The sequence below is a fragment of the Nocardia brasiliensis ATCC 700358 genome (assembly GCF_000250675.2).
Lineage (GTDB): Bacteria > Actinomycetota > Actinomycetes > Mycobacteriales > Mycobacteriaceae > Nocardia > Nocardia brasiliensis_B.
Genome location: NC_018681.1, coordinates 1894348 through 1919098 on the forward strand (window position 1 = coordinate 1894348; position 24751 = coordinate 1919098).

A 24751-nucleotide genomic window follows, 5' to 3' on the forward strand; every position below is an offset into this window, starting at 1 on the left:
CGGCCGGGTCCGGAACGCGGATGCCGATCCCCAGTTGTGCGCCAGTCGAGTTGCTCGCCCGGATGTGGTTCCTTGATTAGGCGTTCGACGCATCCAGAGACGGGGCGCCACCGCCGTTTCGCTCGAATTCGCGGACCATTCCAGGAGTTTCGTCATGCCGCTGCTACGACGTCTGTCCACCATCATGTTCGGCACGGTGATCATCGCCGGACTGTCCACCGCCACCGGATCCGCCACGCAATACGAAGAGCGAGAAGTCTTTTCGCCCGACGGCACGATCAGCCGGGTCGTCACACCGGTCCAGGACCAGACCCCGGCCCCGCGCTCGGCGGTACAGGCCGATGTGGTGCCGATCCAGCAGACCGGCCCGTCGAGTCAGCGCTTCGATCTCGTCTTCGTCGGTGACGGCTATACCTCGGCCGAACTGGGCAAATACAAGCAGCAGGCGACCAGTCGCTGGAACGAGCTGACCCAGGTCGAACCGTTCAAGTCGTACAAGAACTCCTTCAACGTCTGGGCCGTGAACGTGGTGTCCCAGCAGTCCGGGGTGGACAACGATCCCCGCGGCACCTATCGGAATACCGCGCTGGACATGACCTTCTGGTGCGGCGGCACGGAGCGGCTGCTCTGCGTCAACGAGAACAAGGCGCTGCAGTTCGCCCGGCTCGCACCCGAGGTCGACCAGGTGGTCGCGCTGGCCAACACCACGAAATACGGCGGCGCGGGCGGCCGGGTCGCCACTTCGTCGGGTGGCAATACCGCGGCCGGGCAGATCGTGCTGCACGAACTCGGGCACACCATCGGCGGATTGGCCGACGAGTACGACTACCCCGACGACCGCTACACCGGCGGCGAACCGCGCGAGGTCAACGCTTCGATCTACGCCAGCGCGCAGATGCAGCAGAAGCGCACCAAGTGGTACCAGTACCTCGGCAAACCCTCACCCGACGGCGGCGTGGTCGGCACCTACGAAGGCGCGGTCTATCACAAGCGCGGGGTGTACCGGCCGACGGAGAACTCGTTGATGCGAGCGCTCGGACGGGAATTCAACCTCATCGGCCTGGACGCGATGAAGGCCGCGATCGAGCGGAAGGCTCCGCCGAACAAGCCCTGATCCAGCAATTCCTCTGAGCCAGTGAATTTTTCGAGCCCCGCGCGGAAAGGTCGCGCGGGGGATGACAAGGAGTGGATTATGGCGGCGATTCCCAGACCGTGGCAACGACTGGCCCTGGTGAGCGCGGTGGGTGCGATGCTGCTGTGCGGCGCACCCGCGATGGCGCAACCGGCAAGCGGGCCATCGTTTTCCGGCGGCGAGGCCCAGCCGGTCTTCGACGCGGCCGCGCCGATCCGCAAGGACCTGTGGGTCCGGGCGCCGATCGACAGCGACCGGGACGGCAAGGACGACGAGGTGCATATCCAGGTCGTCCGTCCGGCGGGGGCGACCGGCAAGCTGCCGGTCGTGTACCAGGCGAGCCCGTACTTCTCCGGCGGCAACGACGTCACCAACCACGGTGTCGACGTCGAGCTCTACGTGCCCGGCGGGCCGGAAGGCCGAATGGCCAAGGCGCCCGGCGAGATGCGCGCGCGGGTGGCCGAAGACCTGCGGGTCGCGGGCATCACGCTGGCCAACGGGCAGATCACCTGGCAGTACGAGGAGTACTTCCTGTCCCGCGGTTACGCGGTGATGTACGGGGAATCGCTCGGCTCCGGTAAGTCCACCGGCTGCCCGACCTCGGGCGCGCGCAACGAGACCATCGGCGCCCGCGCCCCGATCGACTGGCTCAACGGCCGGGCCGAGGCCAGGGACGAGCAGGGCAAGCGCGCCGTAGCCGATTGGGCCAGCGGCAAAGTCGGCATGATGGGCGTCTCCTACAACGGGACGCTGCCGAACGCGGTCGCCTCGACCGGCGTACCCGGCCTGGAGGCCATCGTGCCCATCGCCGCGATCAGCAGCTGGTACGACTACTACCGCGCCGCCGGTGCGGTGGTCGCGCCCGGCACGTACCAGGGTGAAGACACCGACGTGCTGGCCCGCTACGTCTACACCAGGGCGGACCAGAACATCTGCAAGCCGGTCATCGACCAGCTAGAACGAGACCAGGACCGGGTCACCGGTGATGTGAACAAGTTCTGGGAGGAGCGCGACTACCTCAACGACGTCGGCAAGGTGCGGGCCGCGGTGCTGGCCGTGCACGGGCTCAACGACTTCAACGTCAAGACCAAGCATGTCGCGCAGTGGTACGCGGCGCTCACGAAAGCCAATATCCCGCACAAGATCTGGCTGCACCAGTCCGGCCACGTAGACCCGATCAGCCTGCGCCGCGACGAATGGCTGCGCACGGTGAACCGCTGGTTCAGCAAGTATCTGCTCGGCCAGAACAACGGGATCGACCGGGAACCCAAGGCCACCATCCAGCGGGAGGACAAGTCCTGGGTCAACGAGGCGGAATGGCCCGCACCCGGTGCCGCCGCGGCGATCGCGCAGTTCACACCCGGTGGCCGCACCGCAGGCGGCCTCGTGCCGATCGGCGGCGCCAACGGTGCGCCGCCGGAATCGCTCGACGACGACGCGAGCAAGACGGCCGCGGACCTCGTCGCCGCGCCCAGCTCCCCGAATCGCCTGGCCTACTACACCAAAGCGACCAGGTCCGCGCTGCGGATAAGCGGCACAGTCGATGTCGCGTTGCGGATGACCTTCCAGCGGCCGGCCGCCAATGTCACCGCGCTGCTGGTGGATCGGGGACCGGACGGGAAATCCCGCATCATCACGAGAGGTTGGGTGGATCCGCAGAACCGGGACTCGCTCGGCAAGACGACCCCGATCACGCCGGGCACGCAGTACTCGATCAACCTGTCCATGCAGCCGCACGACTATCTGCTGCCGAAAGGACACAAGCTGGGCGTGGTCATCCTGTCCAGTGACAACGAGTACACCCTGCGACCCAAACCGGGCCCCGGGTTCTCGGTGAACCTCACCGAGACCAAGGTGACCTTCCCGGTGGTCGGCGGGCAGGGCGTCTTCAACGTCGCGACCGGCTAGTCCGGTCTCGCACGGTCCGGCCTACCGCAGTGGGGTAGGCCGGATTCGTTGCGGTTCAGCCGAGTTCGGCGAGCTGCTTGACCGCCGGCGCCATGGCGTCGATCCACGCGGCGGGCGCGCCCGTGGTCGGCGTGATGATGACGGTGTGCACGCCGAGCGGGGAGTAATCGGCCATCTGCCTGACGAATTCGTCGCGGCGCTGCGGGTCGGGGCGTGGGTTGTTGGCCATCACGGTGACCCGGATGTCCCGGTAGTCCCGGCCGACGTCGTCGCAGTGCCTGCGCAGCACGTCGAGTTTGTGCCGGACGTCCTCCGGGGAGGAGCCGAACAGATTGCAGGCGTCCCCGTACTGTGCGACCAGGCGCAGGGTCTTGCGCTCGCCACTGCCGCCGATCAGCACCGTCGGCTTCGAGATCGGCTGCGGGGCGCAGAGCGTCTCTGCCAGTTGGTAATACGTGCCCTCGAACGGCCCGTTGTGCTCCGGATCCCACATCTGCCGGCAGATCTGCAACGCTTCTTCCAGCCGCCCGAACCGTTCGCCGAGCGGCGGATACGGCACCCCGAGCCCGCGGTGTTCGCGCTCGAACCACGCGGCACCGATGCCGAGCGCGGCCCGGCCACCGGACAGCACGTCGAGGGTGGTGACGATCTTGGCGAGCAGCCCGGGATGGCGATAGGTCACGCCGGTGACGAGCAGGCCCAGTTCGACGGTGGAGGTGTGCGCGGCGAGATAGCCGAGCGAGGTGTAACCCTCCAGCATGTTCGCCTCCGCGGGCAGGCCCGTCGGCTCGATCTGGAAGTAGTGATCCATGAAGGACAACCAGGTCGCGCCCGCCGCCTCCGCGGCGGCGCCGACCCGGGCGAGTTCACCGGCGATGGCCGTGGTGCCACCGTCGATATCGAAGATCGGAAGATGCAAACCGAGTTCCATGACCAGCCCCTTGTCTGTCGAAGACTCTCGGTGAGCACGCTACGACTTGGAGTGCACTCCAAGTCAAGTACTCGCATGCGACCGCGTTTCGGCAGTGCGACATTACGGTCGAATTGATCCGACGAATTTCGGGACGGGTCGTGGCCGCGGGCGGCATAGTCGACAGGTCACCGCGACCACTGATCGACTGGATGCTCGACTATGACCGACACTCCCACCTCCGGTGCTCGTTTCGCCCGGGTGGTCGCCGCCAGCGTGGCGGGGACGACCATCGAGTTCTACGACTTCTTCCTCTATGGTCTGGCTGCCGCGCTGGTCTTCAACAAGGTGTTCTTCCCGGCAGACGATCCCTTGGTCGGGGTGCTGCTGGCATTGGCGACCTACGCGGTCGGGTTCTTGGCGCGGCCGCTCGGTGGCGTGCTGTTCGGGCATCTGGGCGACCGGCTCGGGCGGCGGCGGACCCTATCGATCACGTTGCTGCTGATGGGCGGTGCGACCGTCGCGATCGGATTGATTCCGTCCTACGCCAGCATCGGGGTCGCCGCGCCACTGCTGCTCGTGCTGCTGCGACTGGTGCAGGGCATCGCGCTCGGCGGGGAGTGGGGCGGTGCGGTGCTGCTCGTGGCCGAGCACGGCTCGCCCGCCCATCGCGGTTTCTGGAGCAGCTGGCCGCAAACCGGCGGTCCACTCGGAAACCTCTTGGCCACAGGCGTTCTCGCGGTACTCGGGCTCGGGGTGTCGAACGCCGAATTCCAGGCCTGGGGTTGGCGGATCCCGTTCCTGCTCTCGATCGTGCTGGTGCTGGTCGGCCTCTGGCTGCGGCACGCGGTGGAGGAGTCGCCGATCTTCCTGGAGGCACAGGCCCGCGCCGCGGGCCGGTCCGGACACGCGCCGGTGCGAATCGTGCTGCGCCGCTTTCGCAAACAGGTGCTCATCGCCGCGCTCGCGGACGTCGGCGAGAAGGCCACCTACTACACCTTCAGCATCTTCCTGCTCGCCTACCTGACCCAGGTCGTCCATGTGCCGAAAAGCACTGTGCTGTCCTCGATCACGATCGCTTCGTGCTTCCAGGCGGCCGCCATCGTGGCCGGGGGCGCGGTGGGCGACCGGTTCGGGCGACGGCCCACCAGCGTGCTCTTGGCCGGGCTGATCGCGCTCTGGGCCTTCCTCGCGCTGCCGCTGGTGGACGGTGGCCGGTGGACCGTGATCACCGTGGTGATCACCATCGGACTCACCATGCACGGCCTGCTCACCGGCATCCAGGCACCGTTCTTCGCCGAGCTGTTCCCGAGCGAAGTCCGTTACACCGGAGCGTCTTTGGGCTATCAGCTCGCCACCGTCGTCGGCGGGGCGCTCACCCCGCTGATCGGGGTCGCCCTGCTGGACCGGTACCCGTCCACCGTCCCCGTCTCGCTGCTGCTGTGCGCGATGCTGGCCTGCACCGCCACCGCGTTCCTCTGGGCGGGAGAGACCCGCCGTCTGGACCTGCGCACCATCGCGCACGAGGACGAGCCCACCACGGTGGCCTAGTTGGGGGTGTCGCCCTCGTAGTCCATGTTGGCGGCCGGGTCTTCGGTGGTGGCGGTGGGGTCTTCGCGCGCCTCGGGTTCGGCGCCCTGGGCGTTCAGGGCTTTGTCCAGCTCGCCGCGCAAGCGGGTCACTGCCGCCTCGTCGCCCGCGTCGGAGGCCGTCGTGAGGTCTTGGCGTAGCTGCGCGATCGTGTCCTGGGAGACCATCAATCCTCCTGTGTTCGAGTCCGTTGCGGTCCGGCAGCGCCGAGTAGGTTCGGCGTGCTTGACGCTGCGTACCCGGGGTGCGGGAAAAGATGCATCGCCGCCGCGAATAACCACCGATATGCCGGGTAGCACCTGATCATGGAGATAATCGTGATCATTGCGCTGGTGGTGCTGGTCGCCGCCGTGCTGCTGTTCCGCAAGCGGTCGCGCGGCAAGGACGACACCTCCCTCTCGACCGGGAACCCGTCGGCCAACGAAGGCGACGACCGGATCTGACCCTTCAGAACACGAGCGAGCGCAGCGCCAGGAAGCGCAACCCGCCGACCGCGGCCATGATGACGAGCACGGCGCCCGCCTGTGCGGTGTCGCTGAGGCCCGGTGCCCAGAAGTCCAGTCCGGCAAGGGCCGCAGTGCTGATGCCGAGGCCGAGCAGTGCCAGCCCGCCGCCCTCCCACTGTGCGGTGCGCCAATCGACGCGGCTTGCCGCGCGAAACGTGAGCTGCCGGTGCAGTTCGTTCGCGATCGCCGTGCTCGTCAGGGAGCCCGCGATGTTGGCGACCAGGGGGCCGCTGCCGTGCATGGCCAGAAACAGCAACACGTAGGCGATATTGCTGGCACCCCCGACCAGGGCGAACCGAACGAGCTGGGCCAGCGCGTGCTCACTTCGCAGGTGCCGTAGCGGTCCGGCGAGCGCCGTCTGCCATTCCGCGCGCAGCACCTGGTACCGATCGGCCAGCGTGGCGTAGGGGAGCATCCCCGGCTGGGTGGTCTGCAGGACGGTCATGGTCTTCCGATCGAACGTAGGTCTCGGTACCACCGGCTTCGGCGATGCTCTGACTATACGTAGATGTATACGTATAGGCAAGATCGAATCGTGCGGACCCGCCGGGCCCCTGGTGGTCGCGTGGGAGTGCACGCGTCAGGGTGGCTGCATCAGGGCTCGGCTTCGGTGCGGACCGCGTGGCGCGAATGCCGTCGACCGCGCGGCTGGTAGGCCTGGGGGCGCCAGGCCAAGGGCCTCGATCGGGAGGTGGTACCGCAGGGGTGCTCGAAAGTGCTTGTGGCCTGGCCGGATACCGGAGCGATCGGCGGGCGCGGGACCGAAGATGTTGGGGCGCAATGTTTCGAACGGCCCAGACGGGTAGTCGTTCTAGTGGTGCACCGTTGCGCCGACCTGATATCCACGTCGAAGGACAAAGATTTTCATGAGCACACGCGACACCACCACCTTGCTGGCGCAGTTGCGCGCTGTCCGCGATCTGACCAACACCGAAATCCAGGTCGCCGAAACCCGCATCGCACAGGCGCGCACGGACGCGGTGCGCCGGGAGTTGTCCGAGAACGCCGGCAACGCCCGCGCTCGCGCCGCCGCCATCGAAGCCGCCCTGCGCGAATTGGGCGGTATACCAACCAGAATCGGCCCCTTCCTCGGCCGGGCCGTCGCTGCGGTCAAGGCGATGGGCGAGCAGGCGCAGCCGTTCGACGAAGCGCTGCTCGGCGATCTCGTCCTGGAGCATCAGCTGCTCGACCGTGCCCGCTACCTGAAGGCGCTGGCCACCACCGCCGAGCACGCCGGGATCGTGGCGTTGGCGGACCGGCTGATCGCCGCGCACTCGGCGACCGTCGACTGGCTCACCACCGTGCTGGCCGAGGACGCGCTCGGTGGCCCGGCGGCATTGCGCCGCACGCCGTTCCAGGCGGCCGCCGGTACCGCGGTGAAGCTGGTCAACATCCCGGTGACCTGGTCCGCGCGTGGTATCGACCGGGCGCTGGATACTTTCCGCAGCGCACCGCCCGCGCTCGAAGAGCTGCTCGCCAGGGGCGCGTACGCGGGTGATGTCGCCGTGAAAACGCTTGCCGCGTCCCGTGATGCGGTCCTGGAGACCGCCGAGCAGGTGGCCCGTCGTGAAGGCGCGAGCGGTGCCGCCGATGCGGTCCACTCGTTGCGTACCAGCACCGGCGTGCTCGAACCGGCGGAATTACCGATCGCCGATTACGCCGACCTGAACGTGACCCAGGCCGTCGCCGCGATCAAGGACCTGACCTCGCCCGCCGACATCCGCGCGATCGTCGCCTATGAGGAGGAGCACAAGGACCGGCACGGTGTCATCTCCGCCGCGCAGACCCGGCTGGCCGCGATCGCCCAAGAGGTGACCGGCTTGAACTGATACCGCCTATTCGCCACTGGCACCGGCCGACTCGAATTCGGGTCGGCCTGTGCATATAGTCATCCGGGCCGTGCTCGCCACCACGGGCCGCTTGCTGCGGTGATCGCGGCGCCTCGTGCAGGTTTGCCGGTCAGCCGGGCGATTCGTCCGGGCACGTCGCGTCCGGTGTGGTTCGCAGCGATACTGGATCCCGTGACCGGTGATGCGCTGCCAGCTCGAGCGAGTACGGAGGAGTTCGAGCACGTGATCGGCGGGACGCCGCAGCGGGTCGGCACCTTCTGGTCCCGGTTCGCCGATCACCGCTGGGAACGGCCGGACGCCGAACTCGACGCGGTGCGCTACGAGGGTGACGGCGCCCGCCGATGAACAACACCGATACGCAGCGGGGCGACGCACGCGGCGGTTTCGCCCTGGACTCCACCGACCCGGCCCGCGTCTCGCGTGGTTTCGACATCTTCCGCCACGGGTGGCTCACCGAGGTCGGCTCGGCCTTCCCGCTGCCGACGTTCAGCTCCACCACCCGGGGCGATTTCCGGGTACGGACCCGGGTCGCGAAGGTGCGCGACGTGGCGGTCACCGATCTCGACAGCGCGTCCGTCATCCGCACCGCGGGCACCCCGTACGGCTACGCGGATCAGGTGCGGATGTACGTGGTGCGGCGCGGCACCTGGACGCTGGGCGGCATGCCGGGTGACGATGAATACCGCGTGACGGGTGGACAGTTCCTGCTGCGGTACGGTTCGCCGTTGCATTTCGGCGCGGTGCCGGACACCACCGTGCGGATCCTCACGCTGCCCTCGGCCGTGCTCGACTCGCGGCTGCGGAATCGGAGCAGCCTCGGCTCGGCGGATTCGGCCGAGATGCGCCTGCTGATGGCGCATACGACCATGGTCCAGGAGACCGTGACCGCGCTCGGCCCGGCCGGTGTGCACGCGGCGCACGACGCGCTGCTCGAGCTGGCCAGGGCCGTGCCGGCGGGGCGGTTCGACGACGCGGAGGCCGAGTTCCGGCCCGCGCTCGTCCGGGCGGCCAAGGATCTGGCGGACCGTCGCCTCACCGATCCGGACCTGTCGCCCGCGATGTTGGCGCGGGAACTGAACGTCTCGGTGCGCACGTTGCAGCGGGCCTTCACCGAGGCGGGGGAGCCCGCGGCGACCTATATCCGGCACCGGCGGCTGGACGCGGCGCGGCGCGCGCTCACCCGCCCCGGACGGCGGCCGACCATCGCGGAAGTCGCTGCGCGCTGGCACTTTTCGGACAGCAGTCACTTCGTCCGCGCGTTCAAGAAGCGCTACGGTCGAACGCCGGTCGACTACGCCCGCTCAGTGGGGGACGTCGGTTGCTGAAGGTTGCGGGGTCAGCTCGCCGCGCGGTCCGGTGAGATCGGCGACGCCCAAACACGTGTCGCCGCGAAAGATGCCGAGTTCGTAGTGCACGGTATCGGCTTCGAAAGAGCTGACCACGACACCGATTTCATAATCCCCGGGATAGGTGACCTCGCCGATGTAGTCGATGCGGTGCGCTGTCGGCGCCAGATCGGGCACCAGGCCCGCCACGCCGAGCGCCGCGGCCGTGAAAGCGGCAACCGCCTCGTCGTACCAGGTCGCCAGGACGATGGCGTTGACGTGCTGATTGATATCGACGTCGGCGATCCGTGCCCGCAAGGGCGCGAAAAACGAGTAATGGTCACGGCTTCGGCGCTCGACCGCCGGCCGAGCGGGAGCCGGTTCGGTCGAATCCGGGAGGGACAGAGCCGTGAGATCGGCGATCATCTCGTCCGGCAGCGCGAGCGGTCCCGCGGGGCCGAGCAGCAGGATCGTCGCCCCGCCGCGGCCCACCCGCTCGGTGCCCGCGAACACCGCCTGTTCGTAGGTGAACGACGACCGGCCGAACCGCCGGATACCGGTGTGCACCGAGATATCCGGGTCTGCGAGGCGGACCGGCGCGAGCCGTTCGGCCCGCTCACCGACGAGCACGATCTGGAAGGGACCGAACGCACCGGAGCGCACGAGTCGCTCGAATCGAGGCAACTGCAATCGTCTGCGGGCTTCCAGCAGCCACTGCGCCAGCGCGGTCGTGCTCGCGGTGCCGTCCCGGCCCAGATCCGCCTGCCGCGGTTGGATATCGCACTGAACCGGATACAGGGAAACGTCGACAGAGCTCATGCAAGGGACCTTAGATCCGTCCGCTAGCCGAGGCCATCGCAAAAGTCCTGGTGGCGGGAACGTTCTACCAGGTTGGCGCGGATCTACCGGGCGGCATCCGAAGGTGCTCGAGCGGCGGTCCGCCGGCTCCACTGATCGATCGCGTGCTGGAACGCCTCGTTCACCAGCAGGAGGAGCTCGGTCGAGGCGACGAACCGGTCGCCCGCCGGGGTGTCGACGCCGAGAATCTCTGCGGTGCGCTGGGATTCGGCGGCCAGGGCCTCGCTCATCTGCAGCGTGGCGTGCAGGTTGCGCAGCCAGAGATCATCATCGATGACATAGCGTTCGCGACGTCCACCGGGCACTCGTTCGCGCCGTAGCATGCCCTGCTGTTCGAGGAAGGCGACGGCGTGTGAGACGGACGCCGGACTCACCTGGAGGAGCTGGACCAGCTCGGCGGCGGTGCGCGCGCCGGAGTCGGTGAAGTGCAGGCAGGCCAGTACGCGCGCCTCCATCCGGGCGAGGCCCTGCCCGACCAGCAGCGCGGTGAAGGATTCGGCGGCGTGTTGGACCTCCTGCGGGTCGCGACCGAAATCGCTGTCCGGGAGTGGGCGTGTCGTCGGCTGCGGTCGTTTCTGCCGACGCGCACGCTGACGGGTGTCTTCGTCCGCCCGATCCGCGCGGTAGCCTTCGGCCCCGCCGTTGCGAGTGACCTCGCGCATGATGGTCGAGGCGGGCCGCCCCAGCCGTCGGCCGATCTCCGCGTAGCCGAGTCCCTCGGACAGGCCGGTGGATATGCGCTGCCGATCCTCGTTGCTGAGCCTGCCTCCGGGCATGCGGTGCCGATCTCCTCGGTGTGTCGGTGTGTCGGTGCGGCGATGCCCGCCGTTGGCTGCCCAAGTATGCCGTCTGCTAGATCTCATTGCAAAGGGGTGAGGCAAAGCTGCATTGCGTTCACTCTCAATGTCATTGCAATGGACTGTAGAAGTGCGAGCTAAAGTCGCCTTCGCATCGTGATTGAATGTTGATGATTTAGTAAACGCAATGTATGTTCGATGGCGTTCAGAGATTCCAAAACATTGGAGCCTGCGATGCGCTGACAACGCACCCGAGGAGATTCGTGATGAGGACCATGACCGCGCAGCATTCGACCGCCGCCGCCGTGCGCGAGACCGAGTCGGCCCAGCGTCCGGCGCGTCGGTGATCGACCGGCGCGCGAGCAACGCCCATGCTGGAAAGACACGAGTTCGAGGCTTTCCTCACGCTGGCCGAAGAACTGCATTTCGGCAGGACCGCCGAGCGCCTGCGGGTGACCACCAGCCGGATCAGCCAGACCATCGGCAAGCTCGAACGCCGCATCGGCAGTGCGCTTTTCGAGCGCAACAGCCGCACGGTCGCCCTCACGCCACTGGGCAGACAGTTACGCGACGAGTTGCGTCCCGCCTACGAGCAGATCACCGCGAGCATCCTGGCCGCCAGCCGAGGCGGTAGCGTCGAACGGACCATCACGGCCGGTTTCTCGACGCCATGGTGCGGGAATCTGCTGGTGCGCGCGGCGGATCTGTTCCGCATCCGCTACCCCGGCGCCACCGTCGGCATCGAAGAGATCCAGCTGACCGATCCGCTCCGCCGGATGCGTTCGGGCGCAGTCGATCTCCAGCTCACCGCATTCCCGATCGCCGAACCCGACATCATGACCGGGGCAGTCGTCTTCACCGAACCGCGCGGACTGATGGTGCCCGAGCAGCATCCCTTCGCCGCAGCGGAATCAGTGTCCGTAGAAGACCTCGCGGACACGAAACTGGTCACCCTTGCGGATGAATTGGTCCCGCGCTACTGGATGGACTGCCACTTTCCCCGCCGGACTCCCGCGGGCCGGCCGATTCCGCAGGGACCCGCGACGACCTTCTGGGCGGAGGTGCTCGTGCACGTCAGCCAGGGGGCCGGCGTCAGTACCGTCGCCCTGCGGGCCGAGCGGTTCCACTCGCACCCGGGAATTGTGTTCGTCCCCTTCCGGGACGCGCCGACCATCGATTACGGGCTGATGTGGCCGCGGGCCGGACAGCATCCGTTGGTCCAACCATTCCTCGAAACCATCACCGAGGCAGCGCTTTCGGCGTGAGCCGCCGCGTCGGTGATCGTTTAGCCCCGCTACATCCGGCGTTGCCGACATGCCGCTTGTTGCGCCTGTCGCCGGCTGTTGAAATTCGTAGTGCCGCTGAAAATGTTTGCTGAGAAAGGCACGAATGGTGCAGACCATCACCACGCCCGGAGGCGTCGATCTCGCCTTCGACCGGATCGTCGGCGGTACCGCCGGAACGGTCATCTTGATCGGTGGCGCGTTCAGCTATCGAAAGTTTCCGAAACTGGTCGAGCTGGCCGAGATATTGGCGCAACAGTACGGGTTGACGGTCGTGAATTACGACCGGCGCGGACGTGGCGACAGCACCGATTCACCCGGTGTCTACAGCGTGGAGAACGAGATCGACGACCTCGCCGCGCTGATCGAGGCAGTCGGCGGACGCGCCGCGGTGTTCGGTTGGTCGTCGGGCGCGGGCCTGGCGCTGCTCGCCGCCGCTTCCGGGCGAGTGCGCGGTATCACGAAAGTGGTGGCCTACGAACCACCTTTCGTCACCGACAAGAAAAACTTCGTTCCCCCAGCGGATCTGGCAGCCGGACTGCACGAGAAGATCGCCGCGGATCGCCGCGCGGAGGTGGTGCGCTACTACATGACCAAAGGCATGGGCATGCCGTGGTTGCTCGCCGCGGTCATGCGATTCACCCCGTTCTGGAAGTCGCTGTTGGCCACCGCTCCCGCCACGGCCCACGATTGGGCGATCATGGGCCCGTACATGCGCGGTGCGGCGCTGCGGCCCGCCGAGTGGGCGGGCGTCGAGGTGCCGACCCTGGTCATCTCGGGAACCAAGAGTGGACCTTTGTTGCGGTCGGCCGCCCGTGCCATTACCGCCGTGCTCCCCAACGCGCGGCACGAGGAAGTGGCGAAGCTGAGCCACAATCCGAAAATCGCACTCCTGGCACCGGTTTCCGGTGCGTTCCTCGTCGGCGCGGATCTCTCCGCGGCCTGACACCCAGCAATCTTGAAGGATCACCCCATGCGAATCCGCATCGTGTCATTGGCCGCCTCGAGCGCCGTGGCCCTGTCCGCAGTGCTGCTCGCCGGCTGCGGCGACACCGGCGACACCGGCGACACCGACGGCGCGGTTGCGTCGGAAACACGTTCTGCCGTAGATGATCCGGTGTCCGCCGACGGTAAAGGCCGGTATGCCGAGATCAACGGCGGGCGGCTCTACTACGAAACACAGGGCACCGGACAGCCGCTGATCCTGCTGCACGGTGGGCTCGCCACCGCTGAATCCACGTTCGGCACTTACGTTCCCGAGCTGTCCAAGACACGCCGGGTCATCTCGGTGGACCTGCAAGCCCACGGTCACACGCCCGATCGCGAGCGGGCGTTGAGTTACGAGTCACTGGCCGATGACATTTCGGCGCTGATCACGCATTTGAATCTCGGCAGGACGGATTTGTTCGGCTACTCGCTGGGCGGCGGTGTCGCCATGCAGGTCGCGGCGCGCCGACCGGATCTGGTCGGCCGCCTCGCCATCGCGTCCGCCCCGTACCGCTTCGACGGCTGGCTGCCCGAGACCCGAGCGGGGATGGCCGCGATGAACCCCGATGCGCTACGCGAGACTCCGCTTTACCAGTTGTACAGCGGTGTCGCTCCGGACCCGGCGGGTTGGACGGCCCTGGTCACCAAGACCAGGCAGCTGCTCACCCAGGACTACGACTGGACCGCGCAACTCCCGAAAATCCAAGCACCCGCGCTCATCCTCACCGCGGAATCCGATGCCCTGTACCGCGAGCACACCACCGACCTCGTCGCACGGCTCAACGGCGGAAAGGGTGCACGTCTCGAAACAGTCCAGGGCACAACCCATTACGACATCATGTACCGCCCAGATCTACTCGTACCGCTACTCACCTCCTTCCTGGATTCGACGCCGGTTCGATAGCCGGACGGCCGCCGGAAGCACTCCGGCGGCCGTGTACGGCAGCCTGTCGCGGCGTTACGACGGCCTGGATTGCAGGCTGCACCTGCCGTCGGTGCAGACCCGATGCAGGCGTCCCCGCGACAGCGTCTGCGCCAGGCCGATCGCCCAGCAGGTGGGGCAGCCGCGCAATGCCACCAGACCCGGCACGATGAGCAGCAAGCCGATCCAGCCGAGGAACGGCAGCAGTGCCATCGAGGCGGCGAGGAAGCCGAAACCGATGGCGCCCTTGGCCAGGTGGACCGGCAGGGATCTGCTGGCGAACGACGGTGCGTCGGTGTTCAACGCGGTTCACTCCCCTCGATGACGGAGAGGTGCGCCCGCACCGCCGCCCGGGCACGATGCAGCCGCGACTTCATCGCCGCCGCGCTGAGCCCGAGCGACGCGGCGACCGTCTTCCCCGGTAGCCCCTGGATATCCCGCATGATCAGGACGCGACGCTGATCTTCGGGCAGCAACGCCACGGCGGCGGCCACCCGTTCGATCTCCAATCTGCTCAGCACGTCGTCCTCGGCCGAGGGCGAAAGCTCCTCCGCCACCGGCGCAGTGCGGCGCGTGAACAACTGGGCGCGGCGCAGGCATTCGTTCCGCACGATCCGGAACACCCAGGACGCGAGCGCCGTGGTCGCACGCAGCGTGCCGATCTTGCGGAACAGCACGATGACCGCTTCTTGCGCCGCGTCCTCCGCGTCCTGACTGCTCGCGCACAGCGACGTCGCGAACCGCCGGATATGGGGATACGCCCCCGAAACCAGTGCGGTGATGGCGGTTTCATCGCCGTGCTGGGCCGCCAGCACCAGCTGGTCGGCCGGCCACGCAGCCAATTCACTCATGCTTGTTCGCCCTTCCACGCCACCGCAGCACCGCCACGCAGCTGCACACCGACACCGCCGCCACCACGGCGATCACGATCACTGTCATCGATCCTCCTCGACACCGGCCCTTTCGGCCGCTCCTACATAAGAGCGACCGAGGCGGAAAAAGGATTCGGCGACAGCAGCGCGGGTATCGTCGCAGCGTGCGGGCCGGTCAGTTCAGGCGGGCCAGACCATCGATCAACTCCTCGAGGTTCCCCGCCACGAAGCGGCGCAGTTCGGCGATGCGAGTGCGGTGATGGTGGTTTTCGGCGTAGGTGAACTCGATGCTCAGCCGACCTCGGAAGGTGTAGACGAAATAGCTGAGTTCCGGGACGGAGTCGCCGGTGACGAAGCCACGGAAGTCGACGACCTCCACTCCTTCCGGGGATTCCAGCGTGGGTACCACACCCCAGTTGGTGAGGATGTTGACGGCGGTGTCCGGTGTGCTTTCCCCGTTGCGGGCCGCGGCGAACATGGTGGCCAGCGCGGTGCCGCTGTCGATGCCGTACACGATCTGCGCCTTCGCCTCTTTGCCGAGGGTGAGCAGGTCGGCGTCCGGTCCGCACAGGGTGACGGTGGGCGCGTACCCGAGACCGTTGCCGGTGTCGGTGATCTGTGCCGGCGGTGTCAGGTGCGGGCGTAGGTCGACGGCGTGGCCGATGATCATGGGCAGCTCGTCTTCGGTTGTGGCGCCGGAAGTTTCGGCGATCAGCGCCCGCTCGGCCCGGATCACCGCGGCGCTGAGCAGCGCGTGCACCGTCGTGCCCTGCGCTCGTGCGAGGCGGAGCAGCGCGCCGGTGTCCGTGTCCGACAGCGTTATCCGTTCCTCTGTGGCGAGGCGCAGCCCCGGTCGGCCGAGTGTCTCCGTCGGCGTGCAGCGGTAGAGGCCGTGGGGCGCAGGCAGCGCCACGTCGGGGACGGGGATCCCGCGCTCGTGGAGTAGGTCCTCCAGCCTGCGGGGCACGACCGGTGTGGGGTCGGCGAGTGCCCCGGTGGCGGCGAGTGCGGTGGCCGTCCGCCAGAGTTCGGTGAGGAGTTCGAATCCCAGGTGCGCGTCGCCGATGGCGTGGGATACGCGCAGGGCGACCGCGGTGGTCACGCCGGCGTGCACGATCTCCAGTGTCGCCAGCCGAACTGTCGGATCGACTGTGTCGAGGCCGCGTGCGAGCCACTCCGAGATGCTGCTGTGCACCGTTTCGAAGACGGTGTCGTCGCGGTCACCATCGGGAATGTGGACGTAGCAGCCGCCGTCGTCGTCGGAGTGGAGCCGCCCGCGCAGCATCGGATAGCGACGGCACGTGTGCGCGAAGGCCCGCCGCAGTGGGTCGACGTCGACCGCGCCCGCACAGATCGCCACATACGTGACGGTGAGCCTGTTCGGCGCGAAGTTCTGGTCGATGGCGCCGATTCGGTATTTCACGAGCTTCTCCTCAGAGGTAGGTTCACGAGACTCAGGGCACCAGGACGGCCTGCGCGCCGCGCAGAACGTGCGCGGTGCAGGGCCGCGCGTCCAGCGCAGTGCCGTCGACCATCGCGCTGCCCGCCGGGCACCAGACGGACACCGCGGCAGCCTGGTGGTAGGTGACGGCGGGATGAGCGATCACACGGCCGGCGGCCAACGCGGTGAGCAGGCGGAGCGTCTGTCCGCGCGGTGCGGATCCGACGACGGTGACGTCGAGCAGACCGTCGTCGAGCCGCGCGTCGGGGCAGATCCGCTTGCCGCCGGTACGGCCGATATTGCCCACGGTCACGAGCAACGCCTCGGTTTCGATCACCGTCGGCGTGGAAAAGTCAGTACCACAAGTTAATTCGATCCTTACCGGTTGTGCGGAGGGGGCCAGCAGCGCCGCAGGAAGGCCGGGGGACCACGGCCGGTACGGGGGATCGAACAGCCGGGTGTCGGACCCGATGTGCACGGCGGTGGTGAACATGGTGTGCGCGGCGGGTGCGGTGCCGACCACTCCCACATCGATGTCGCGGAGCTGCCCGGCCAGTACGACCTCGGCCGCCGATCGCAGGTCGCCCAGCGGGATGCCGAGTGCTGCGGCGAGATCGTCCCGGTGCCCGGTCGGCAGTAAGCCGAGCGCGACGCCGGTGCCGGAGATAGCCTGCAGGACAAGCGATATCAGGTCGTCGCCGCCCGCGCAGGCGATGACTTCCGGACGGTCGGGCCGGCTGAGCCGCTCGCGTATCAGGTCGATCGTCGTCGCGGGAGTGGTGCCGCGCAGTTGCCGGACCCGGGCGCCGCGGGCGGCCAGGTAGTGCGCCGCCGTGACGGCCGTACGCAGTCCTCGTCCGCGCGCACTGCACGGATATCCGATCACATCGATGGTCTTGCTGCCGAGAGCGGCGGCGGAAGGCATGGTGAACTGCTCCGATCGGACCGGGGGAAACGTGCTGTCGATCCGATCTTGGGCGGCGTGCTCGAGCAGGCGTTGAGCCGCGAATGAACGCCCGCCCGACCTGGTGCGATGGGTAAGACGGCGCAGGCCGACGGTCAGGGTCGGCCGGTGCTCCCCGCGCCGGCGACGTCGAACTCGGCCGCCGCCGGTGGTGTGCGGCCGATCCGGGCGGCCAACTCGGCGAGCTGCGCGCGCACCTGCTGGGCTTCGATATCGCGTCCCAATGCGGCCAGCGCCCGGGCCCGATAGTCCAGCGCGTGCCCGCGGCGAATCGGGTCCGCGGCTTCGGTGAGCACCGAAACAGCCTCGGCCGCAGCGGTTTCCGCGATGTCGAAGTGCTTCCCATACAGGCCGACCTCCGCCTGCCGGTACAGCGCCCAGCCCAGGAGCAACCGGCGTCCGTGCCCGCGGGCCGTGCGCACCGCGTCCGCGCAGATTGCCACCGCTCGCTCCGGATCGTGATCGCGGATGAGGACCACCCGGCCCAACTGACTCCGGGCCAGCGACTCGAAGGCCGCGCCACCTAGTCGTTCGGCCAGTCGCAGCGCGCGCTCAGCGGCATCGGCGGCTCGATCCCATTGCGCGGCATCGCCGTACCGGTCGGCGAGGGTGGCGCAGGCCCACCCCTCCCAGGCCGGGTCGTCCAGGTCGCGGAAGATCTCGACCGCGGCGGCCATGTGGGTGATCGCGTCGGCGGCGCGTCCGACGCTGAGCGCCGCGGCGCCCAACAGGTGTTCGGCGAAGGCCAGCAGCAGACTGCTCCCGTTCGGCCGCAGTATCTTTCGCACGGGTTCGAGCACGGCGACGGCGTCGTCGCCGTGGCCGAGGTCCAAGGCGAGAATCAAGCCGAGCGCCACCCGGGCGCGGAGTTCGGTGCCCCGGTCGTCGAATCCCGCAGCGACAGAGAGCAGCCCACGCAGTGCGTCCGCTAACTGGCCGGACTGTGCCGACGGGTCGACGCTCTCGCTGATCAACATCGCGACGTCCACGCTCGCGGGCACGAGTGCGGGGTGATCCGCGGCGATCTGGCGGTGCAGGGCGATCAACGCCGTGCGCTCAGTATCCAGCCAGGCGTGGGCGGCGGCCTCGGTGCCGATCGCGGGGCCGGGTTGCGCCGTGGGCGGGACATAGTCGAGCCGATGGCCGGGATAACGATGGCGAACAATGTTTTTCGCCGTCGCAAGGTAGTAGTCCAGCAGGCAGGACAGCACCTCTTCCCGGTCGATCTCGGTGTCGACCGTGTGGGCGAACAGCCGCAGCAGATCGTGGTAGCTGTACCGATCGTCGCCGACGGATTGCAACAGCCCGAGGTCTACGAGTGACTCGCAGACCTGTGCCGCCGCGGCGGTACCGAGACCCAGGATCGATGCGGCCGCGGCGGCCGAGAGATCCGGCACCGCCGGAACGGCCAGCGCCACGAACGTCCGCGCGGTGGCGGCGGGCAGTTGCCGGTAGCCGAACGCGAAGCAGGCGTCCACGGTCAGGTCGCCGCAGCGCAACTCCGGGAGGCGATGCCGTTCGTCGGCCAGCCGCCGCGCCACGGCCGCCATACTCCAGTGCGGTCGCGCCACCAGGCGGGCGCCGATGATCCTGAGCGCCAACGGCAATCGACCGCAGGCCGCGATGACCGCGTCGGCGGCCGCGGTTTCCGCGGCGATCCGGGCCGTTCCCACTATGCGTTCCAGCAAGTTTCGCGCTTCGGCCGTGGACAGGACACCGATCGGCCGGTACGTCGCGTCCGGTAGCGGCAGCACCGCACGGCTGGTGACGAGGACCGCGCAGCCGGACCCGTTCGGCAGCAACGGGCGCACCTGATCCAGCGTGCCCGCGTTGTCGAGCACCAGCAACATGCGGCGGTCGGTGAGCATGCTGCGCAGCAGCGCCGCTCGTTCGGACTCGGTGGGGGGAATATCGCTGTCCGGCACCGCCAGTGCGCGCAGGAAGGCACCGAGAACGCCGACCGGTTCGGCGGGACGATCGTCCATGCTGTGCAGGTCGGCGTAGAGCTGTCCGTCCGGGAAATGCGCGCTGATCTCGCGCGCGACGTGCGTCGCCAGGGTCGTTTTACCGACTCCGCCCATCCCGGTGAGCACCACGATGGGCGGGGTGTCTCCCGCAGGGAGCAACGCCGCGCAGAGCTCGTCGACCAGTGCCGCGCGTCCGGTGAAATCGGCTATACCCCTGGGGATCTGGGCTGGGCGTACGTTTTCCCGCAACCTGGGGCGAACTACGTGCGTCGAGGGAGCGGCCAGATCATCGTCGAGGATGCGCTGGTGCAGTTCGGCCAGTTCGGGGCCGGGCTCGATGCCGAGTTGGTCGATGAGCAGCCGCCGGGTGTCGGTGTACACCGACAGGGCCTCGCTGCGTCGGCCGCAGCGATACAGCGCGGTCATCCGCAGCCCGCGCAGTCGCTCGCGCAGCGGGAATTCGTCACTGGCCGTGGCCAATTCGCCGATCACCTGCTCGTGCCGCCCCAGCTGGAGATCGACCTCGAAACCAGCCTCCAGCAGGGTCGTCCGCAAGTCGCTGAAGTGTCGCCGCCGATCCGCTGCCAGCGGCCCCGGTACGCCCGCCAGCGCTTCACCACGCCACAATGCCAGCGCTTCGTCGAGCTGTGCTCGCGCCTGCTCGAAATCGCCTGCGGCCCGGGCTTTATCGGCCGCCCCAGCCAGCGACTGCGCCTGAAAGGCATCCACCGATTCCCGGGGGACACGCAACTCGTAGCCGTCGCCGACCGAAACGAGCACCGTGGCCGCGCCGCGTCGCACGCGATCGGGTTCGACGAGTTTGCGCAACAGCAGTACGTGTGAGCGCAGCGAGGCGATCGGGTCGCCGGGCAACTCCTCGCCCCACACCGCGTCCACCAACTGTGCCGCGGTCAGCGGCCGCCCGGCTGCGAACAGCAGTGTGGCGAGGACGGCCTGGGTCCGCAGGCGTTCCGACGCCAGCGTCAGCGCACCGCGTCGCACCGTGACGCGGCCCAGTACCGTAAAACTCAGGTCGGCAGCGTCCATCGGCTTCTCTCAGTGGAACATGGGATCACCCGATCTTAAGCGTCGGCGTCCCGCGGTCCGCCGTCAGCCGAAGAGGCGGTCCTTGACCTCCAGTACTACACACCCCACGGCTACGCACACGAGGACCAGCAGCCGCTTCACCCAACCCCACGGTTCGTGCAGCGCGGCCAATGGTGGAGGAGTCCGATTCGTCATGTTTTCGGACCGTAAGGACGTTGGATCAACGGCCACTGTCTCGCGCTGAACGGGGAATGAACGCGCCTGGTGAACGGCAAGTCCGGCTGCACAGTGCCACTGTGCCCGACCGTGCCCGCCCAGGGGAGTGGTTGGGCTCAAGCGACTTTCAAAGTGGTGTAGGTGAGCGCGAGCAGCCCGGCGACGATCGCCGCGCCGAGCAGAATGCCCATCGTGGACAGGGCCAGCCAGCTCAGCCCGGCGACGGCGGCCACCGTCGCCCAGGCCAGCCTGGGTGCCACCCGCGACATCAGTTCGAAGCCGCGGCCGGGCTTGACCACGTGCGCTTCGCCGCCCGCCTCGCCGGTGCGCACGTAGTCGACGACGGTCGACAGACGTGCGGTCACCAGTGCCGCGCCGTGCCCGCCCTCGATGTGCCGGATCTGCCGGGTGCCCGGCGGCACGGAATCGAAGCCGGTGAATCCGCCGACCCCGACGTCGCGCATCCGGAACGCGCGCAGTCCGCTGCACAGCCAGCCGACCGGCTTGTCCTGATTGGCGCAGATATTGACCAGCGAACCGATCTGGCCCGCGTCGGCGCACCGGACCCAGTCGAACTCGCGCGGCAGCACGCTGCCCGCCAGGAACACATGCTGAAACTCCAGGGCCGGAATCTGTTTCAGCGACTGGCCGAACAAATAGGTGCCGTTGCTGTGCCCGACGAAATGGAACGGAATGCCCGGGTGGCGCGCGAGATGGTAGCTGTACATGTCGGCGAACCAGCGTAGGTTGCGCCGGCGCGTGAACGGGAGCGCGAAATCGTAGGCCGACAGCCGGCCGTAGGAGGGCGTCACCACGAGCACGTTCTTGTCGGCCGCCAACAACGCTGCTTCCAGCTCGCTCGGCCATTCGCCGTTACCCGAGCGGATGCCGTGCAAGGCGAACACCACCGAGGTTTTCGCGGCCTCGGCGGCGGGCAGCGGCTCCGGGTTGCTGGGCGGTATGGGCTCGGTGATCGCCGTGCGCAGGATCTCGTACCGCTGTCCGGCATAGTCCTCGGGCAAGCCCGCTTCGACGCTGATGACGTCCGCGTGCGTGGCACCGGGCACCACCTTCTGCACACCTGTCGGCAGCGTTTCCAGATCGCGGCTGTCCTCCTTGACGACGGCCCGGTCCTTCTTCCCGCTGACCTGCACCACGATCGGCGCCTGGTTGCCCAGCTGGGCGATCTCGCGCAGCCACAGGATCCGCAAATTGGTGATGAACGGTGCGCCGCAGATCAATTCGACCGCCGTGAACCGGCGCAGCAGCGGCGCCAGCACCTTCGTCGGATAGCGCTGCCACCACGGCAGCCGATCGGGATCGAGCCCGCGATTCGGCGCGGCCAGCAGCACGATCCTGGTCACTGCTTCCGCCCACGGCAGCCGATGTCCGTCGATCCCGCGCAAAGCCTGCAAATAGGCGTACCGGTGCATGATCCCGCCGATGCTGTGCCCGATGAGCACGATCTCCGGTGTCTTGCGCGGCCCCGTCCAGTACGCGTCGATCCGGTCCGCCAGATCCCGGCACCGGTTTGCCAACGTGCCGCGGCTGAAGCGGCGAATCCCGTCCGGAAACTGCCAGTAGATCGTTTCGCCGGTCCCGTAGCCGGGTTCCCGTTGCAACCGCGCGAACAGGCCGTCTATCGCGCCGGGACGCTCGGTCAGGCCGGGCACGTAGACGATCAACCGTCGATGGTGCACTTGTGCGGTGGTCATCTCGCCCCCGGAGGTGTTCCGTCGCGGGCCGTCCAGCCTGCGGTGATGCTCTTATCACATCATCGACGCCACGCCATCCGGCGTTTCGTTTCCGCTGAAAATGCGCTCAGCAGGTGCTGGGCGCCGGCCTGCCGGAGAAGCGGTCGGACAGGTAGGCCAGGGCGGCGGGGAGCCCGGCTGCCGCTTCGGTGCCGTGCTCGCCGAGCGGATTCTCCGCTCGCTGCACCGGAGTTCCTGCGGCGCAGTACTTTTCGGCCAGTGACCGAGCGGAGTCGATGGGGGCGAACTCATCGTTGATCGCGTGATAGACCAGCACCGGCGCGGTGGGCGCGCCCGTCCGGAACAGTGGGCTGGTCCACCGGATGACCCGGCTGAGCTCGGCATTGTTCGTGAGCGAGCCGGGCCAGGCCTCCAGCTCGGCCGCGCTGAGGAACGGGTGGGCGAGCGCGGCGTCGAGCAGGCAGTCCGACCGGCCCGCGGCGATCATCCGGCGGCCGGATTCGTTGACGTATCGCAATACGTCGGCGTCCGGATACGAACGATCCAAGCCGGCCAAGCCGATGACGAGCGCGCCGCCCATCGGCCCGCCGCTGAAACCCGCCAGGGTGGCCGCCAGATCGGCGACCACGCCGCCCAGCGCGGCACCGGACAGTGTCAACTCCGGGGCGTAGGTGCTCTGCGCCTGGGCCGCGACAGCGCTGGCCTGCGCGCCGCCGGAGTAGCCCCACAGGCCGATCGGAGCGGCGGGGCCGACGGCCGCGGGCGCGAACGTCTTGGCGGCGCGTATGCCGTCCAGCACGCCGTGTGCGTAGCCGTCCGCGCCGGAGAAGTCGGAGTTCGGACCCTGATAGTCGGGCACGACCACGGCCCAACCCTGTTGGAGCGCAATGCGTATCATCCCGCTCTCGCTGAACGAGTTGCTCGGACCGCCGCCGAGTCCGCCGCGCAACGCATAGGAGGGTGCGCATTTCGTGCCGACGCCGTCTTCGGCGACCTGGTACGACAGCAATGGCCGAGTGCCCGTGCCGGCCCACTCCTGCTGCGGCACAAGGATGGTGGCGATGTATGCGCTGGGTTCGTCGCGATTGTCGATCGTCTTGTATTGCACCTGCCACGCATCTGCGGCCAGCGGCTGGAAGTAGGACTGCGCATCGATCGGCCGCGACGCGAGAATGGTGCCGTTGGGTAGGTCCGCGATGTCCGGCGGCACCGTGTAGAACGAGTCTTGTTCCGGCAGCGGCACTGCCGTCGCCCAGCTGGTACTCGGCACTGCGCCGCACACCGTGACGATGACCGCAGCCAGCAATCTTGATCCCCGCACAGCGAATCCCTCCCCAGGAACCTGTTCTAGTTCATCTGGTCGGGAAGCATAGTGCACTCGGCGGTCGCGGGGTCGGCAATGGAACGCGGCGCACCTTCAGGCCCAGGGCAATTCGGCGCGGGTGCGCCAGAACGTCTCGGGGGACTCGGTGAGTACGGCCAACTCGCTCAGGTCGGCGGGTGTCAGGTCGATTTCAGCGGCGGTGAGATTGGAGGTCAGCTGATCCAGGGTCGCGGCGCCGGACAGGACGATATCGGCCCACGGTTGGGCGGCTGCCGCGGCCAGCGCCAGCGCGTCGGTGCCGGTGCCGAGGCGGTCGGCGACCGCACGAAGGGCAGCGGTATCCGGACCGGTGGCGTTGCGGCCGGCGAGCCGGCCGTTGGCCATGGCTTCCTTGACCACCACCAGCCATCCTGCCGAATGTGCTTCGGCCAGTGCAGGTCCCGCGGACGGATCGAGCAGGTTCCAGGTGGACTGGACAGCGGCGAACAGTGGCGCACCGGCCACGGTGACGTCCAGTGCCGCGCGCACGGTCGCCGCCTGGGCGGGCCCGCTGGTCGACAGCCCGATCCGGACGCCTGTCGCGGCCAGGTCCGCCAGTCGCGCGTGTAACTCCGGGTCGGCCAGCGCAGGGCTGTCCGGGGTGACCGAATGGATCAGATAGACATCCAGGTGCTCGCCCAAAGCGGCTCGGGTTTCCCGGATTTGACGATCGAACACGGCGACCGTGTGTTCCTTGACCTCATGGGCCGAGACACCCGACGCCTGCCAGTCGGCGGTATAGGTGTAGCCCCATTTGCTGCCGATGGTGGCCGCTGCCGCGACCTCCGGCCGCGCCGTCAGCCATGCGCCGACGAATTCCTCTGCGCGGCCGTAGGAGCGGGCGGTGTCGAAGTACCGCACCCCGGCCGCCCACGCGGCGTCGAGCAGCGCGTGCGTGCGGGCGCGCATCGCGTCCACGGTGCGCTCGGCGGGCAGGTCCAGTTCTCGTCCGAGCGTGATGTAACCCGGCCGCCCCACCGCGGCCGTCCCCAGTCCGTATCCGCTGATCGGCGCGTCGGTCGGGGAGTCGGGAGGAGAGGAGACGGGCATGGCTACAGCGTTGCACGAGGCGACCGCCGGGGTGTGACGGCCTCCCCA

At 68.2% G+C, this 24751-nt stretch carries 24 protein-coding genes; 10 read left to right on the top strand and 14 right to left on the bottom strand.

The window, feature by feature from the left end:
• Positions 1–154 precede the first annotated feature (154 nt).
• Together O3I_RS08430 and O3I_RS08435 are read left to right on the top strand one after the other, a co-directional pair.
• Positions 155–1114 carry a M64 family metallopeptidase gene (locus tag O3I_RS08430; protein WP_014982482.1) on the top strand — a complete coding sequence of 320 codons (960 nt, stop codon included), beginning with the start codon at positions 155–157 and terminating at the stop codon, positions 1112–1114.
• Positions 1115–1192: 78 nt separating this feature from the next.
• Positions 1193–3040 carry a Xaa-Pro dipeptidyl-peptidase gene (locus O3I_RS08435; protein ID WP_014982483.1) on the top strand — a complete coding sequence of 616 codons (1848 nt, stop codon included), beginning with the start codon at positions 1193–1195 and terminating at the stop codon, positions 3038–3040.
• Positions 3041–3095: 55 nt separating this feature from the next.
• Here O3I_RS08435 and O3I_RS08440 read toward each other — a convergent pair whose 3' ends face one another.
• Positions 3096–3971: an LLM class F420-dependent oxidoreductase gene (locus tag O3I_RS08440; protein ID WP_014982484.1), complete on the bottom strand. Its 876-nt coding sequence runs from the start codon at positions 3969–3971 to the stop codon at positions 3096–3098.
• 201 nt (positions 3972–4172) lie between these two features.
• On the opposite strand from O3I_RS08440, the gene O3I_RS08445 reads away from it, so the two are divergent.
• Positions 4173–5501 carry an MFS transporter gene (locus tag O3I_RS08445; protein WP_014982485.1) on the top strand — a complete coding sequence of 443 codons (1329 nt, stop codon included), beginning with the start codon at positions 4173–4175 and terminating at the stop codon, positions 5499–5501.
• Here the strand turns inward: O3I_RS08445 and O3I_RS08450 are convergent.
• Positions 5498–5707: a hypothetical protein gene (locus O3I_RS08450; RefSeq protein WP_014982486.1), complete on the bottom strand. Its 210-nt coding sequence runs from the start codon at positions 5705–5707 to the stop codon at positions 5498–5500. The genes O3I_RS08445 and O3I_RS08450 overlap by 4 nt on opposite strands.
• Positions 5708–5845: 138 nt before the next feature.
• Between O3I_RS08450 and O3I_RS45415 the strand changes: the two genes are divergently transcribed.
• Entirely contained in the window at positions 5846–5983 is a 138-nt protein-coding gene (locus O3I_RS45415) for a hypothetical protein (RefSeq protein ID WP_167829115.1), read from the top strand.
• A gap of 4 nt (positions 5984–5987) precedes the next feature.
• Here the strand turns inward: O3I_RS45415 and O3I_RS08455 are convergent, their stop codons facing one another.
• A complete protein-coding gene (locus tag O3I_RS08455; RefSeq protein WP_014982487.1) occupies positions 5988–6491 on the bottom strand; it encodes a GtrA family protein in 504 nt (167 codons plus the stop codon).
• 421 nt (positions 6492–6912) lie between these two features.
• On the opposite strand from O3I_RS08455, the gene O3I_RS08460 reads away from it, so the two are divergent.
• The 3 genes from O3I_RS08460 to O3I_RS46020 all read left to right on the top strand — a co-directional run bounded on the left by O3I_RS08460 (position 6913) and on the right by O3I_RS46020 (position 9221).
• The gene (locus O3I_RS08460; protein WP_014982488.1) at positions 6913–7875 is read left to right on the top strand and encodes a hypothetical protein; all 963 of its coding nucleotides are present in this window, start codon (positions 6913–6915) and stop codon (positions 7873–7875) included.
• Between the two features lie 192 nt (positions 7876–8067).
• Complete coding sequence (locus O3I_RS45420) at positions 8068–8241, top strand: hypothetical protein (RefSeq protein ID WP_167829116.1); 174 nt, start codon at positions 8068–8070, stop codon at positions 8239–8241.
• A complete protein-coding gene (locus O3I_RS46020) occupies positions 8238–9221 on the top strand; it encodes a helix-turn-helix domain-containing protein (protein WP_014982490.1) in 984 nt (327 codons plus the stop codon). Before O3I_RS45420 ends, O3I_RS46020 begins: the two co-directional genes overlap by 4 nt.
• Here O3I_RS46020 and O3I_RS08475 read toward each other — a convergent pair.
• A complete protein-coding gene (locus O3I_RS08475; protein WP_014982491.1) occupies positions 9198–10040 on the bottom strand; it encodes a hypothetical protein in 843 nt (280 codons plus the stop codon). The genes O3I_RS46020 and O3I_RS08475 overlap by 24 nt on opposite strands.
• Before the next feature lie 83 nt (positions 10041–10123).
• Positions 10124–10855, bottom strand: a complete 732-nt coding sequence (locus O3I_RS08480) for a GbsR/MarR family transcriptional regulator (RefSeq protein ID WP_014982492.1) — start codon at positions 10853–10855, stop codon at positions 10124–10126.
• A 392-nt stretch (positions 10856–11247) separates the two neighbouring features.
• Here O3I_RS08480 and O3I_RS08485 point away from each other — a divergent pair, with 392 nt between their 5' ends.
• The 3 genes from O3I_RS08485 (at position 11248) to O3I_RS08495 (ending at position 14050) form a co-directional block, all read left to right on the top strand.
• On the top strand, positions 11248–12141 hold the full coding sequence (locus O3I_RS08485) for a LysR family transcriptional regulator (protein ID WP_014982493.1): 894 nt from the start codon (positions 11248–11250) through the stop codon (positions 12139–12141).
• A gap of 124 nt (positions 12142–12265) precedes the next feature.
• Positions 12266–13105 carry an alpha/beta fold hydrolase gene (locus O3I_RS08490; RefSeq protein WP_014982494.1) on the top strand — a complete coding sequence of 280 codons (840 nt, stop codon included), beginning with the start codon at positions 12266–12268 and terminating at the stop codon, positions 13103–13105.
• A gap of 27 nt (positions 13106–13132) precedes the next feature.
• Positions 13133–14050 carry an alpha/beta fold hydrolase gene (locus O3I_RS08495; RefSeq protein ID WP_014982495.1) on the top strand — a complete coding sequence of 306 codons (918 nt, stop codon included), beginning with the start codon at positions 13133–13135 and terminating at the stop codon, positions 14048–14050.
• Between the two features lie 54 nt (positions 14051–14104).
• Here the strand turns inward: O3I_RS08495 and O3I_RS08500 are convergent, their stop codons facing one another.
• From O3I_RS08500 to O3I_RS08535, 9 genes are all read right to left on the bottom strand, one after another.
• Positions 14105–14371, bottom strand: coding sequence for a hypothetical protein (locus O3I_RS08500; protein WP_014982496.1), 267 nt, complete (start codon positions 14369–14371; stop codon positions 14105–14107).
• Positions 14368–14919 (bottom strand): RNA polymerase sigma factor, encoded by a 552-nt coding sequence (locus tag O3I_RS08505; RefSeq protein ID WP_014982497.1) that lies wholly within the window; start codon positions 14917–14919, stop codon positions 14368–14370. The genes O3I_RS08500 and O3I_RS08505 overlap by 4 nt, the downstream gene beginning before the upstream one ends.
• A gap of 196 nt (positions 14920–15115) precedes the next feature.
• Positions 15116–16363: a phthiocerol/phthiodiolone dimycocerosyl transferase family protein gene (locus O3I_RS08510; protein WP_014982498.1), complete on the bottom strand. Its 1248-nt coding sequence runs from the start codon at positions 16361–16363 to the stop codon at positions 15116–15118.
• Positions 16364–16394: 31 nt separating this feature from the next.
• Positions 16395–17306 carry a diacylglycerol/lipid kinase family protein gene (locus O3I_RS08515; protein ID WP_014982499.1) on the bottom strand — a complete coding sequence of 304 codons (912 nt, stop codon included), beginning with the start codon at positions 17304–17306 and terminating at the stop codon, positions 16395–16397.
• Positions 17307–17440: 134 nt separating this feature from the next.
• Complete coding sequence (locus O3I_RS08520; protein ID WP_014982500.1) at positions 17441–20359, bottom strand: AfsR/SARP family transcriptional regulator; 2919 nt, start codon at positions 20357–20359, stop codon at positions 17441–17443.
• Positions 20360–20422: 63 nt separating this feature from the next.
• On the bottom strand, positions 20423–20554 hold the full coding sequence (locus O3I_RS46765; RefSeq protein ID WP_272944289.1) for a hypothetical protein: 132 nt from the start codon (positions 20552–20554) through the stop codon (positions 20423–20425).
• Between the two features lie 137 nt (positions 20555–20691).
• The gene (locus tag O3I_RS08525; RefSeq protein ID WP_014982501.1) at positions 20692–22290 is read right to left on the bottom strand and encodes an esterase/lipase family protein; all 1599 of its coding nucleotides are present in this window, start codon (positions 22288–22290) and stop codon (positions 20692–20694) included.
• 106 nt (positions 22291–22396) lie between these two features.
• Positions 22397–23611: a lipase family protein gene (locus O3I_RS08530; RefSeq protein WP_237748269.1), complete on the bottom strand. Its 1215-nt coding sequence runs from the start codon at positions 23609–23611 to the stop codon at positions 22397–22399.
• A gap of 96 nt (positions 23612–23707) precedes the next feature.
• On the bottom strand, positions 23708–24703 hold the full coding sequence (locus O3I_RS08535; protein WP_014982503.1) for an aldo/keto reductase: 996 nt from the start codon (positions 24701–24703) through the stop codon (positions 23708–23710).
• Positions 24704–24751 lie beyond the last annotated feature (48 nt).

Coding starts and splice junctions, on each gene's coding strand:
- O3I_RS08430 (WP_014982482.1), top strand. CDS start 155: ATGCCGCTGCTACGACGTCTGTCCACCATCATGTTCGGCACGGTGATC.
- O3I_RS08435 (WP_014982483.1), top strand. CDS start 1,193: ATGGCGGCGATTCCCAGACCGTGGCAACGACTGGCCCTGGTGAGCGCG.
- O3I_RS08440 (WP_014982484.1), bottom strand. CDS start 3,971: ATGGAACTCGGTTTGCATCTTCCGATCTTCGATATCGACGGTGGCACC.
- O3I_RS08445 (WP_014982485.1), top strand. CDS start 4,173: ATGACCGACACTCCCACCTCCGGTGCTCGTTTCGCCCGGGTGGTCGCC.
- O3I_RS08450 (WP_014982486.1), bottom strand. CDS start 5,707: ATGGTCTCCCAGGACACGATCGCGCAGCTACGCCAAGACCTCACGACG.
- O3I_RS45415 (WP_167829115.1), top strand. CDS start 5,846: ATGGAGATAATCGTGATCATTGCGCTGGTGGTGCTGGTCGCCGCCGTG.
- O3I_RS08455 (WP_014982487.1), bottom strand. CDS start 6,491: ATGACCGTCCTGCAGACCACCCAGCCGGGGATGCTCCCCTACGCCACG.
- O3I_RS08460 (WP_014982488.1), top strand. CDS start 6,913: ATGAGCACACGCGACACCACCACCTTGCTGGCGCAGTTGCGCGCTGTC.
- O3I_RS46020 (WP_014982490.1), top strand. CDS start 8,238: ATGAACAACACCGATACGCAGCGGGGCGACGCACGCGGCGGTTTCGCC.
- O3I_RS08475 (WP_014982491.1), bottom strand. CDS start 10,040: ATGAGCTCTGTCGACGTTTCCCTGTATCCGGTTCAGTGCGATATCCAA.
- O3I_RS08480 (WP_014982492.1), bottom strand. CDS start 10,855: ATGCCCGGAGGCAGGCTCAGCAACGAGGATCGGCAGCGCATATCCACC.
- O3I_RS08485 (WP_014982493.1), top strand. CDS start 11,248: ATGCTGGAAAGACACGAGTTCGAGGCTTTCCTCACGCTGGCCGAAGAA.
- O3I_RS08490 (WP_014982494.1), top strand. CDS start 12,266: ATGGTGCAGACCATCACCACGCCCGGAGGCGTCGATCTCGCCTTCGAC.
- O3I_RS08495 (WP_014982495.1), top strand. CDS start 13,133: ATGCGAATCCGCATCGTGTCATTGGCCGCCTCGAGCGCCGTGGCCCTG.
- O3I_RS08505 (WP_014982497.1), bottom strand. CDS start 14,919: ATGAGTGAATTGGCTGCGTGGCCGGCCGACCAGCTGGTGCTGGCGGCC.
- O3I_RS08515 (WP_014982499.1), bottom strand. CDS start 17,306: ATGCCTTCCGCCGCCGCTCTCGGCAGCAAGACCATCGATGTGATCGGA.
- O3I_RS08520 (WP_014982500.1), bottom strand. CDS start 20,359: ATGGACGCTGCCGACCTGAGTTTTACGGTACTGGGCCGCGTCACGGTG.
- O3I_RS46765 (WP_272944289.1), bottom strand. CDS start 20,554: ATGACGAATCGGACTCCTCCACCATTGGCCGCGCTGCACGAACCGTGG.
- O3I_RS08525 (WP_014982501.1), bottom strand. CDS start 22,290: ATGACCACCGCACAAGTGCACCATCGACGGTTGATCGTCTACGTGCCC.
- O3I_RS08535 (WP_014982503.1), bottom strand. CDS start 24,703: ATGCCCGTCTCCTCTCCTCCCGACTCCCCGACCGACGCGCCGATCAGC.